At 47.4% G+C, this 12,675-nt stretch carries 9 protein-coding genes and 1 tRNA gene; 6 read left to right on the top strand and 4 right to left on the bottom strand.

What is annotated here, in order from left to right; translation table 11 throughout:
* Window positions 1-262: 262 nt before the first annotated feature.
* The 3 genes from QUA53_RS18760 to QUA53_RS18750 all read left to right on the top strand — a co-directional run bounded on the left by QUA53_RS18760 (window position 263) and on the right by QUA53_RS18750 (window position 5,690).
* Window positions 263-335, top strand: a tRNA-His gene (locus tag QUA53_RS18760).
* Between the two features lie 182 nt (window positions 336-517).
* A complete protein-coding gene (locus QUA53_RS18755; RefSeq protein WP_333099119.1) occupies window positions 518-4,822 on the top strand; it encodes an AAA domain-containing protein in 4,305 nt (1,434 codons plus the stop codon).
* Window positions 4,800-5,690 carry a hypothetical protein gene (locus QUA53_RS18750; protein WP_333099120.1) on the top strand — a complete coding sequence of 297 codons (891 nt, stop codon included), beginning with the start codon at window positions 4,800-4,802 and terminating at the stop codon, window positions 5,688-5,690. Before QUA53_RS18755 ends, QUA53_RS18750 begins: the two co-directional genes overlap by 23 nt.
* A gap of 260 nt (window positions 5,691-5,950) precedes the next feature.
* On the opposite strand, the gene QUA53_RS18745 is transcribed toward QUA53_RS18750, so the two are convergent.
* The 4 genes from QUA53_RS18745 to QUA53_RS18730 form a co-directional block, all read right to left on the bottom strand.
* Window positions 5,951-6,166: a hypothetical protein gene (locus tag QUA53_RS18745; RefSeq protein WP_333099121.1), complete on the bottom strand. Its 216-nt coding sequence runs from the start codon at window positions 6,164-6,166 to the stop codon at window positions 5,951-5,953.
* Window positions 6,167-6,196: 30 nt separating this feature from the next.
* Entirely contained in the window at window positions 6,197-6,277 is an 81-nt protein-coding gene (locus tag QUA53_RS18740; protein WP_333099143.1) for an S-layer homology domain-containing protein, read from the bottom strand.
* Window positions 6,278-6,565: 288 nt separating this feature from the next.
* Entirely contained in the window at window positions 6,566-7,285 is a 720-nt protein-coding gene (locus tag QUA53_RS18735; RefSeq protein WP_333099122.1) for a DUF3747 domain-containing protein, read from the bottom strand.
* Window positions 7,286-7,716: 431 nt separating this feature from the next.
* Window positions 7,717-8,709, bottom strand: a complete 993-nt coding sequence (locus QUA53_RS18730; protein ID WP_006635514.1) for a ribose-phosphate pyrophosphokinase — start codon at window positions 8,707-8,709, stop codon at window positions 7,717-7,719.
* A gap of 609 nt (window positions 8,710-9,318) precedes the next feature.
* Here QUA53_RS18730 and QUA53_RS18725 point away from each other — a divergent pair.
* From QUA53_RS18725 to bioD, 3 genes are all read left to right on the top strand, one after another.
* Window positions 9,319-9,777: a GatB/YqeY domain-containing protein gene (locus QUA53_RS18725; protein WP_333036877.1), complete on the top strand. Its 459-nt coding sequence runs from the start codon at window positions 9,319-9,321 to the stop codon at window positions 9,775-9,777.
* 375 nt (window positions 9,778-10,152) lie between these two features.
* The gene (locus QUA53_RS18720) at window positions 10,153-11,844 is read left to right on the top strand and encodes a serine/threonine-protein kinase (RefSeq protein ID WP_333099124.1); all 1,692 of its coding nucleotides are present in this window, start codon (window positions 10,153-10,155) and stop codon (window positions 11,842-11,844) included.
* 60 nt (window positions 11,845-11,904) lie between these two features.
* Complete coding sequence (gene bioD, locus QUA53_RS18715) at window positions 11,905-12,612, top strand: dethiobiotin synthase (RefSeq protein ID WP_333099125.1); 708 nt, start codon at window positions 11,905-11,907, stop codon at window positions 12,610-12,612.
* The last annotated feature ends 63 nt before the right edge of the window (window positions 12,613-12,675 follow it).

The raw sequence follows: 12,675 nt of genomic DNA, 5'->3' as shown, positions 1-12,675 counted from the left end.
TAAGGCTATTTTAATGCGCTGGATCAAATCGGGACGCTGCCAAAGCTGCCGAACCCAGGTCGCATGACTGCTGGGAGCGAGATAATTGCCGATCGCACAGGCCGATCTCACAGAGCGAAAATTGTGCTAAACTCTTACTGTGCTTGGAATTTGAGGCACAATCGATCTGTCTGGTTCAGGGACGCTCAGAAATATTTCAAAATATTTTTGCCCTACCCCTAGACTTGTGCTGAGATCTGATGCTATAGTTAAAACTGATACGGCGAGCGTAGCCAAGTGGTTAAGGCAGTGGTTTGTGGTACCACCATTCGTGGGTTCAAGTCCCATCGTTCGCCCTTTTGATTCTCAAGTGTTTAATTCGATTGCCCGTCGCCTGTACGGCAATTTGCGATGGTCGTAGGGTGTGCAATGCACACCTTAATTTTTTTTGGGATGTCGCGGTTCTGTCGCCACAAGTTCCGATGTGCTAATCTTAAATCCAATCTAAAATCTAAAATCTAACATCTAACATCAAAATATGCCATCTTTAGTAACAGAAGATTGGGGATATAAATTTAGTGGCGATCGCACAATTAATAAGTTTATTCGGGATATAGAAGGAGAAGCGGCTTTAGGGAAATATTGCGATTGGGAATGCAAAGAACGTGCGGAAATTCTGATGTCGGAGATAGCTGGCAAATCCCACAATCTTTTCTACGTGCGTCGCCAAAAAGTAAATGAGAGATTTTCTGAAGAAGAAATCTGGGAATTGTTGCTTGCTACGGATGGAGATGATTTTGAATTACCCCAATTGTTGCAAAAAGCCGATCGCACTTTGCGGTTGTTAGCAACTGTACGCTGTGAAGACGGAATCGGCGGTTTAAAACTGCTGGATGCTGGTTTGGTGGCGATTCCCAGAGGAAGGAAAGATGGGTATGCTTTGCCGGTTCAGTTGCGACTTTTGGCTAACAGTAGATCGCCAATTCCTGTAAAGTCGATCGCCCGCGTCCAACAAATGCCATTTTGGGACGACAGACACATACCAACTACGGAACAACTAAAAGTTTGGCATACTTTTTTAAATGTGGAAAAACGCATCGCGGAAGCGCGTCAATTTTGCGTGCCTTTCCGAGGACACAATTACGGTTCCGGCTTCAAGATCGTCACTTTTGAAATTGAACGTAATTCCGCAACTCTTGACGGCTATGAGGAAAATCCCTTAGAATTGGGCGACTTTCGCGAAAGGCTAAAAAAGGCGCGAAATGAAGAAATTATTCTGTTTGATTCGCCGCCCGGAAGCAGAAGCAGCCGCGATGGCGAGACATTGGGTAGCATCGCGGAAATTGACTTTGAACATAGTAAATTACGTATTAAGTTAGATGTTGATTTAGGATCTCGCATGGCGGGCGGCAGATATCAAATGCCCAAACAAGGATTCTTGTATTTTGAGGCGGCGGGCGATATCAGTCAGATAGAACGCAAGAAAAAAGCTTTAAAAATGCTGACAGACGGGCGCGCTCAAAATCCCTATTTGAGTGAGTTTTTATTCGACTCTTCTCAGGCAAGAATGCCCGAAAAACTGATTAAATTGGAGCGGGAAAACTTATTAAATCGCAATGCTAATGAGGATCAACTTGCCGCCGTAGAAACGGTGCTTTCGGCGCGGGATTTAATTTTGATTCAAGGGCCGCCGGGAACTGGCAAAACGACTGTGATTGCGGAGATTTGCTATCAAATTGCCCGTCAGGGCGGGAAAACGCTCATTGCTTCCCAAGCAAATTTGGCTGTAGACAATGCTTTGAGTCGGTTAGTTCACAATCCGGCAATTCGGGCTTTGCGGAAGGGAAAAGCTCATAAGGTGCAGGAAGAAGGGCAGCCGTTTTTGGAGGAAAATGCGATCGGCACTTGGCTGCAAAATACGGCGACTGACTGCGAAGAAAAGCTCTCGCAGCGCCTGACTAATGTCAAATCTTTGCGGCAGTTGGTGGCAGAATCAGAGCGATTTACCGCCTACTGTGCCGCCGAGAGAGATTTTTTTAATGAACTGAAACACCTGCACGACAGTAAAGCAAGTATTGAGGAAAAGTACAGCCAGCAAGCAGCCGATTATGAACGGACTTTAACCGAAAAAAGCGAGATTGAATCTCTAGTTAGTGGGTTAGCAAATCTGCTGGATGCGCCGCAATTTAACTGGGAATCTCCAGAAATTGCCGAGTTTATGCCCCGACTAAAACCCTATTCAGAAGGCAATGTTTTAGTAGAAAACTTTATGGCAAATGTTCGGATTGCCGCTAGCAATGCTATTCAAATAGGCTTCGATCGCCCTGCTTGTGGCGGGTTTGGGATTGCGGTTTGGCTGCAGGAAACTGTAGCAGCGCAAATATCGGAATTTAAGACGGCATTCGATCGCGCTGATGATGTTTGTCACGCTATGTCGGCGGTTGCAGAGTCGTTGCGGGTGTCGCGGCAGATGTCTGAGGCTGTGAATCAACTCGAATTGGGCGATCGGCAAAATCAGACACACCGCCACAATCTCGAACAGAAAATCAAGAATTTGGAACTGCGAAAAGCGGAAATTGCAGCCGTTGTCGTCGCCGTTGCACAGTGGATCGAGACGGCGGATACGGGACTCTATGAAGTCGTGAAAACGTGCTGGGAAACGGGCGCAATGCTCGCGGATGATATGGTAGGATTGCCGCCAGGATTGCTGAAAATTGCCCGATCGCTCAAATTGCCGATCGTCCCGCCCAAATGCAAAATCAATTTGCCCGATTTAGATCGGTTGCAAAAGGCGATATCTCACGAAGAAAGCGCAGGTTTTAAGGACATACAAGGGCAGCAATTTCGGTTTAGCGAGTTTTTGCACCTAAATTTGAGTCAAACGCCGATCGTGCTCTCTGCGGGCGATCGTACACAGTGGCAGCAACTAGCCAAAGACTTCGCCAGCTATTCCCAAGTCAGCCAAAGTCAGCGCAAATTTATCATCGAAAAAGCTCGCACTTTCTTAGGCAGCATTCAACAATTTTATAGTGAATCATTGCACCCAAATCATATCCAGGCTACCTTCGATCGCTTAGTCAAAGAATTGCTGCACAGTATCCTCGCAAATGCCCGTCAGTGCGTGGTTCCCCTGAAAACCGAAACCGAACAGCAGCTTATAAAACAGCAACAGTTATTAGATAAAATCGGTCAAACATTAAACCAGCAGCAAATATCCGCCGCTAAACTTCAGGTAGAAACAGCGCAGCAAGAGGCTAACTTAAAAATTAGCGAAGTTACTAATTTGTTGCAAGCAATTGTCCAACAGTCAAACGCCCCGGAAAAGTTGCGGATTTTAGCCGAACAATATCTCGCCCAAAAATCCAATATTTGGGAGCAATCGCAGCAGTTTGTCAAGCAAGTTGATGCTTGGAAAGCCAGCCTGATTCAGCTTGAAAAATCCATTGCCGATCTAGACCCTTTTGGGGTTTTGGAGACCATCAAAAACACTCTTGACGAGCATTTATCTCCGCTGCAAACTGCGGCTGCAACTTTGCAGCAGCAACTCGCCGAACTTCAAACAGAATTGAGCGAAATTACCGCTCAACTGCAACAGCAGCAACCGACAGCAGCATTACTGGTTGAGAGAAATTGGTGGGAGTCAGCATGGCAAACTATCCCGACTCAATATCAGCCAGAAGTTCCGAATACAGGATTATTCACCGTAGCTTTTTTAAACAAAATTAAGCGTTTATTCAAAACTTGGCAGCGCAAGTTAGAACAAGAAGAAATAGCCCTAAATCTTTCTCAAACGTTTGTGACAGATTGGATTCAAAAACTTCGCAACCCATCCGAAAAAGACCGCAACGATTTAAAGCAAATTTATATTGACAATGCCAACGTTATCGGCATTACTTGCGTGCAAGCTGCCAGCTTCGATTTTACTAAAAACTTTCCCAGCTTTGATGCAGTCATCATTGACGAAGTTAGCAAATGCACTCCGCCCGAGTTATTAATCCCCGCTTTGAAAGGCAGAAAGTTAGTATTAGTGGGCGATCATCGGCAATTGCCGCCGATGTTTAATCAAAGTACGATCGACGATATTGCCGAAGACATCGGCTGTACCGGAGACGAACTTAGCTTCATCAAAGAATCGCTGTTCAAAGTTTTGTTTGAAAATGCCAGCGACAGCATCAAAAAAATGCTGACAACTCAGTATCGAATGCACCCACAAATCATGGGCGCAATCAATCAGTTTTACCAGCAAAAACTCAACTGTGGCATTCAGGAAGCTGACACCAAGCGCGCCCACAACCTGGCAGGTAGAATCATTCAAGAAAATAATCACATTCTCTGGGTGAAAACGCCCGTGGGACAAGGGTTTGAAGAGGAAAAACAGGGGACTTCGCGGTTGAATGTCAAGGAGATTGATGCGATCGAGCGTTTGTGCGAACAAATGGAGACAGCTTGGCAGCCAAAAGTTGCCGAGGGTGAACCACCGAAAGAAATCGGAATTATCACTTTTTATGCTGCTCAATTAAATGCAATTAAAGACAGAATCGAAGGCGAAAGATTCCCTGCTTTGAGTATCCGCACTGGTACGGTTGACATATTTCAAGGTATGGAAAGACCTGTAATTATTGTCAGCACCGTGTGCAATAATGTTAGGGGCGATATTGGATTTGCTAAGGAACCGGAACGGGTGAATGTGGCATTTTCCCGCGCTCAAGAATTGCTGGTAGTTGTCGGCTGCCACGATTTATTTACCCAACAAACAGGTACAGTGGGAAAAATGTATCAGGAAGTTTCAAAAACGGTGCGTCACTGCGGAGGTTTTGTAGATGTTTCTAGCGTCCTCAACTAAACCCATAGACTCGAATTTAAGTTCGCTAGCCGAACAAATTGAGCAACAAAATCCGGGTTTGTCAGTGTTGGCGGCGCGTCAATTCCGCTTCGCCATCCGGCAAACTCCGTTGGAGGTGGCGATTAGCGAACCGCGCCAGTTTAACGTGTTGGAAGAGTTCATTTTGCGGGCGGGCGTTGAGTTTGAACCTGCCCCCACTTTGAAGGAATTGGCGGATTTGCTAGGGTTGGATGAGATTTTTGTGAAGACTACGGCGGCGACTCTGGTTAGTTTGGAAAGCTTGGAGGTGGCTGAAAATGGAAAAATTGCGATCGCCCCGCAAGGTAGAGATTTTTTCGCTAAAGGTGCCGTTAGTCGATCGCAAATTCAATCAATTTACGCCATTTCCGATCCGCTGAATCAAACTCTTACCTTTAAATTCGATCCTTTAGCCGCAGAATCGGTCAACTTGCCAGATTTAGCAGATTTAGTATCCCTAGAACATAAAATTACAGACCTTGCGGATTTAAGTATAGCAGAAATCCACCCGTTAATTCAAGATTCCGGCTTAGGAATTCACGTCCCAGAAAACGGCAAAATTGTCTCTGCTTGCGATGTCGTCGGCGACGATTTAGATATTTGGCAAACAGTCTCGATTTTTGTGTTGCTAGATGCGATCGAAAATAAAACTACTATTCAAGCCAGACAGGAAAAGCAAATATTAGAAACAGCTTCAAACTTGCTAAACGAACTTGAATCGCAACAAAAACTTTCCGTGAACGACTTGTGTAAAGTAACCCTAGACTCCGCACAGCAAGAATCCGAGACCATCCCCGTCCAGAAAACTCCTAAAAAGCCCTCTAAGAATAAACGGAAGGAAACGATATGATGAGGACTAAAGTCCTGATTACGAACTGGTTTGTAGTAAGGACTTTAGTCCTGATTAACTGATATCTTGCACCATTCTCAATTACTTGTTTAGGAACGGGATCTCCGGCCTGTTCCACAATAAAATCCAGTTTTGTGGAACGGGCCGGAGATCCCGTTCTTGACAAGAGTACAACATATAACTATTAACCAAAAAATGAGGTAATTGTGCAATATACTCAGATTTCCCACTTCTGGAAGAAGTCAGGGCTCTAATTGGCTCTACTGAGCCTTAACGCATTTCAGCATCCACCAAGTAGCCGCCGCCCCGTAATTCCGCTGTGCAGAATCCTCGAAAGCAAACCGATCGCCAATCTCGTTAATAGCGGCAGCAACAGAACAATAAGAAGACCTTTGAGTAAAAATAGAAGCACCCCAATAATTCTGATTATCGGAAAAAGTTTTAGACGGTTCTTTAGCAACTAAATCCCGGTTCATTCCCCGGGCAGAGAAACCAAATTCCGCCGCTCAACGGAGCACCGCCATCAATTCAGCGCGAGTGACGGACTGCGTAGCTTTAAAATTTCCATCTCCATAACCGCTAACTATCTTGTTTTCCGGCGCAAATAGAACTTTTTAGGCACTCCAGCGGACAATATCAACATCGCTATAGGGACGGATAGAAACATTGCTAGGAAATGTGATATAGCATCTTCTATTCCTTTCCAGGATTCCAATACTAAAGATACCAATTGCTCTCTGGTAACAGCAAGTTGCCGTCGAAAGGTATTATGTTGAGAAAACCGGGCTACAAACCCAAAGCCCACAGCTTCTTTAATTTCGGAAGCGTAGATATCATCGGTAGCTATCTCCGAATTGTAGAAAAGCTAATATTGCCTACGGTATTGGTATTTCCTGCGGTATTGGCTGCGGTATTGGTATTTCCTGCGGTATTGGCTGCGGTGATGGCTGCGGTATGGGCTGCGGTGTTGGTATTGGTATTGGTATTGGCTGCGGTATTGGCTGCGGTGTTGCTTCGGTATTGCCTCCGGTATTGCCAATTTCTTCCGGCGCGGGTTGATTGGTAGTGAAATAAAAGTGACCTAATGTGCGGCCTTGGTAAGCTCTTTTACTCAAGCGCCAAGCAGGATCGAGACTGATTTTCATGAAGTCGTTTACATCGCCGTTTGTGCGCCCGATAATCACCGATTTACCTTGGTAATCTACCGGAGTTCCAATTAGTAGAACATTGCCATCAACAGTTTCCAAAGTTAGGGTGTATTTTAATGCTAAATCGGTGCCTGCCATGCGAATTGAAAAGCCGTTGCTGTCAGTGGCGCGGCCACAAATACCGGTGAAATCAAAACTAACTAATAATGGATCGACTTTCACGGGATTAGACCCACTTTCGCTCCAGCATTTTCGCTTGTCAGAGACTTGTTCTAGAATTAGCAATTGGTAGCCACCGGAAGGGCGGGGTTGGGCGATGACAATTACTCGGTCTTGGTTAATTTCGGTTTCGTCAAAAGTAAATGCTTTAGCCGAACCGATCGCGCCAAGTGTTAAAATTGCTGAACCTGCCAGTGCGGCCACTGTTCGTACAAGTGAATGTTTCATGATTTTTCCCTATTGGCTCCTGATTGTGATGAGACTTATCTAGAATATAAAAAAGTCGCCCTCTTCCAACAACAAGATAAAATTTTACCATCTCTTGTTCCGGTGGTACCAAGTGCGAGCGATCGGCGATTGTCACCTTGGTTCGTAGTAAAAACTCAATTCCGAGCGAATTTTAGGAGAACTTTCGTCCTCACTACAAAGTTATAACCGTTATTTTAGCGAGGAACTTGATAAGCTATTCGACCTCTAAATTGTATTTTCCGGGCAGGCGGGACGCCCACTCCACAAGAATTCAAGGGATATTTACAGTAAAATTTAGATGAGCCTGGACTTATTACTTGCGGTAAACATCGCACTATTGAGCAAAAAAACGGTGCGTTACACTTGGTTAACGCACCCTAAAACAAACATTCAAAAAGTGTCTTTGCCCTCTAGCGGAACATACTGCTAACAGAACTATCTTCGTGAATCCGCCAAATAGTTTCTCCGAGCAAATTGGCTACCGAAAGCACCGTCAACTGCTTAAAACGGTTCTCTTCCGGCACAGGAATTGTATTCGTAACAATTACCTCTTCCAGAACCCCGCTCGACAAACGCTCGATCGCCGGAGGCGAAAACACCGCATGAGTAGCACAAGCATAAACCTGCCTCGCACCCTCGCGGCGCAACAATCTCGCACCTTCAGAAATCGTGCCGGCAGTATCGATCATGTCGTCCACCAACACAGCAGTTTTGCCCCTGACATCACCGATAAGATTCATCACTTCTGCCACGTTGTGAGCTTGGCGGCGCTTGTCAATAATTGCCAGGGGAGCATCACCAAGCTTTTTGGCAAAAGCTCTCGCCCTAGCGACTCCGCCAACATCCGGCGAAACCACAACAATATCCGTCAATTGCTTGCTCGCCAGATAATCCAAAAGCACCGGCGAACCGTAAACGTGATCGAAAGGAATGTCAAAATAACCTTGAATCTGAGCTGAGTGCAAATCCATCGCCAAAATGCGACCGGCCCCAGCTTCCGTAATCAAATTAGCCACTAATTTTGCAGTAATCGACTCTCTTCCGGCCGTTTTGCGGTCAGCCCTAGCATATCCGTAATAGGGGATGACGGCAGTAATTTGTCTGGCCGAAGCGCGGCGACAAGCATCGATCATAATTAACAATTCCATGAGGCGATCGTTTACCGGACAGCAAGTTGGCTGAATCAAGTAAACATCGCAACCGCGAATTGATTCTTGAATTTGAACGTAGAGTTCCCCATCAGCAAACCGCTTGCGAACCATCGGCCCCAAATCGATCCCCAGATAGCGAGCCACCTCTTGGGCGAGAGGAACATTAGCAGAACCGGAGAACAGCCGCAGACGGTCATGAGCGGAAACCGGCGGCTCGGGAAGCGGAAGCGGTAAAGTAGCAGAACGGATCACAGCAGGCCTCTTGCAGGACGTTTATTCCATCGCTATCTTACCATCTGAAACTAGAAATATTCAGCCAATTTTTTAATAGATTTAACATTCGGGGCGACCACAAGTGTGAAGTCAACCGAATTGAATAGGACTTGCAGAAATATGTCCAACAAACCCGGTTTCTACCCCACATTCGGCATCCTTAACGGTCATAATCGGTTTTTACTTATTTTTATCGAGCCATAAAACTATGAATTATACTTTAATACCGTACATTAACGGACAAATTACTTTTTAAAGGCATAATTTATTACTGTAAAGATAGAGCATTCTGCGTAATTATGCTGTGTGACACCCCCAAGGTGTGGAATGTGGGTTCTAGCGAACTCTGTACTGGCAGAAGTACGATCGCACTTGTGCCCCTGCGTCTAAAAGTTCTGGCGTGAGTCAATTTGGAGCCGAGGCTGGAAGTCTAGTCGCCCAAAATTCAGTCGAAGGCCGAAGGCATCCGGGTTCAATGCGATAAAAATGCCGCCAACAGGCAATAAACTTGAAAAATACTGTAAAAAAAGTTAAGAATCGGAAGCATACTCCAGATTTTTGATATTGGGCAAAGCAAGGTAGAAATCGATGAGCTTAAGAGAACGCATTGACGCAGAAATCAAAGCAGCCATGAAGTCCAAGGACAAAGTTCGCTTGGAAACAGTTCGCGGCATCAAGAAATTTATTCTCGAAAAAGAAGTCAGCCTTCGTCCCTCCGGTCAAGAGACGCTGACAGAAGCTCAAGAAATGGAAATTTTGATGCAAATAGCCAAACAGCGCCGAGATTCGATAGAACAATACCGCAAAGGTGGTCGCGAAGATTTAGTGGCACAAGAGGAGGCGGAGTTGGCAATTGTTGAAGAGTATTTGCCGCCGCAGATGTCAGACGAAGAGGTGAGTCAAGTCGTTGACGAAGTGATTGCTTCGGTTGGCGCTACTTCGGCAAAAGATATGGGCAAGGTGATGGGCAAGGCAATGCAGCAGCTGAAAGGCAAAGCAGACGGTAACAGAATTCAAGACATGGTGAAAGCAAAGCTTAGTCAGTAGTCAGTAGTCAGCAGACATCTCCCATAAATAATCTCCAGCTTTATAGAGATGTATAGCCTAGACCGAGGGGCGACAATTTATTAGGGCTAAGGCCAAAAAACCCGGTTTCTACGAAAAATCGTGCATTTCTCCCTTGAGATATTGACGCAGAAACCGGGTTTTCGATCGGATTTGCGGGTTGCAACCCGTGTATTTTCCTGAAAAAACCAGGTTTCTGAGCATCCTTGCGTCCAAGAATGTCAAAAAAATGTAAAATACTAACTTTGGTCGGGACTGGGGACTACAGATAGTGAAGTATGCTCAAGAGCATTAAAGACATAGCATTACTAAGTCTGTGAGCGATCGTCTATTTTTTAACAGTTTCTACTTAAACTTATGCAGCCACCTATTGCTATTGGAACTCTCCTACAAAACCGCTACCGCTTGGTGAATATTTTAGGCCAAGGAGGATTTGGCCGGACTTATTTAGTAGAAGATTTGGGACGGTTTCAAGAACGCTGCGCTCTGAAGGAATTGATCCCTGTGCAAAGCGGGCCTTACGTTTTGGAAAAATCGAAGGAATTGTTTCAAAGAGAGGCGGCAATACTTTACCAAATTGGGCACCCACAAATTCCCCAGTTTCGGGCAATATTTGAAGAGAACCAGCGTTTGTTTTTAGTGCAGGATTACGTGGAAGGGATGACTTACCGCGAACTGTTGCTCGATCGAACTTCAAATGGTCGCAGCTTCACTGAAGCCGAAGTCTTGGTATTTATCCGGCAAATGCTGCCGGTACTCGCTCACATCCATGCCCGCGGCATCATCCACCGCGACATCTCCCCAGAAAATATCATCCTCCGTGAAAACGACAAGTTGCCGGTGCTGATTGACTTTGGAGTGGTGAAGGAACTCGCCACAAAAGTCCAGTCTCCCGAAGGAACAGCCCACGCGACAACTGTCGGCAAAATCGGCTACGCGCCGATGGAACAGTTGCACAGCGGGCGAGCAACAGCCAGCAGCGACCTCTACGCTTTAGCTGTAACGGCGATCGTCCTGCTGACAGGCAAAGAACCGCAGGAATTGCTCGATCAAACCACGCTGCAGTGGAATTGGCAGCAGCGAGTCCAGGTGAGCACGGGTTTGGCTTTGGTGCTGAATCGGATGTTGAGTCGGTCTCCGGGCGATCGATATCAATCTGTCAGCGAAGTCGCCCAAGCACTCGATACCCAAACTAATCCTAAGCCTAGCCAGCCAACTGTACCGCCCGCGCCGCCAGCAGTGGTGCCGACAAACCCTTCGCTAATAGCAACGGTGGCCGTGGGCAGGCCGCCAGAGCCCGCCGCCCAGAATTCCCCCCCGCCAAACCAGCCAGACCCGTTAAGTGAGCCTGCTGGCGACACTTTTTGGGACAATCCCATCGCTGCGATCGGACTGCTGGCGGGCTTAGTAATCTTGACGGGCTTCGGTTCCTGGGCTTTAGTCGGCTCATTTCTCAACAATTCGCGCCCCAAACCCACTCCGACACCGCCAGCACTTACAAGTCCGACGCCGACACTAACTCCGATACCAAACCCGCTACCCTTGCCAACCCCAACCCCACAACCTTTGCCAACCCCAACCCCGCAACCTTTGCCGGAAACGAGCCCAGAACCTTTACCGGAACCGAGCCCAGAACCTTTGCCGGAACCGAGCCCAGAACCTTTGCCGGAACCGAGCCCAGAACCTTTGCCGGAACCGAGCCCAGAAGCCAGCCCAGAAGCCAGCCCAGAAGCCAGCCCAGCGCCAACTCCGACACCAAAACCGACGCCCGCGCCCAAACCGACGCCCAAACCGACGCCCAAACCGACGCCCAAACCGACGCCCGCACCCAAACCAACGCCCGCGCCGTCGCCAACACCAGCACCAACACCCGCGCCAACACCCGCACCGTCACCGGAACCGGCGCCAACACCCGCACCGTCACCGGAACCGGCCCCAACACCCGCACCGTCACCGGAACCGGCCCCAACTCCTGCACCCTCGCCGGAACCGGAACCCGCGCCGTCACCGGAACCAGCACCAACACCCGCACCGTCGCCAGAACTCTAAACTTCTGGCAAAATTCCCCTAGACTGAGGTTGAGGCCAATTATTTGTTAGCTTTTTGCCAATGAACTCGCTGCTAATTGCTGGAACTGATACCGACGCGGGCAAAACTGTTTTGACCAGCGCTCTGGCTGCTTATTGGCAAATGTATTTTCCCGATCGCAGTTTGGGAATTATGAAGCTGTTGCAAACGGGAACGGGCGATCGCGAACTCTACACCCGTTTGTTTTCCCTCGACCAATCCCCCGAAGAACTCAATCCTCTGCACTTTGATGCGCCTCTAGCACCGCCGATCGCCGCCGAACGGGAGGGGAGACGTATCGAACTCGAAAAGGTTTGGACGGCGTGGCAAAGCCTCTCGGAGCGCAAGGATTTTGTGTTGGTGGAAGCTTTGGGAGGACTCGGTTCGCCTGTAACGTGGGAACTGACGGTGGCCGATATTGCCAGGGATTGGCGGCTGAGGGGGGTTTTGGTAGTACCTGTGAAGTTGGGGGCGATCGGGCAAGCTGTGGCGAATGTTGCTCTCGCCAGACACACTGGTTTTAAGCTGAGAGGAATTGTGCTCAATTGCGTTAAAGCTTATTCGGAACAAGAAATTGCCGATCTAGCGCCCGTTGATTTGATCCAGTCGCTGACTCAAATACCTGTGTTGGGTATTTTGCCGCATTTAGATGACCCGACTGACCTTGCTAAATTAGCTAAAATTGCTTCAGATTTAGATTTAGAGCGGTTACTGCCAGGGGTTAATTTAGTTGCTCAGACTTCTAAATAACCCTATTCTAAACACCTCTCTTTCTCATTCTGCTCTTCCTCTGCGTACTCTGCGCCCTCTGCG

This window comes from Microcoleus sp. Pol12B3 (assembly GCF_036701355.1).
Taxonomy (GTDB): domain Bacteria; phylum Cyanobacteriota; class Cyanobacteriia; order Cyanobacteriales; family Microcoleaceae; genus Microcoleus.
Note: the sequence above shows the minus strand (reverse complement) of the source record. Positions and strands in the feature narration are given on the sequence as shown.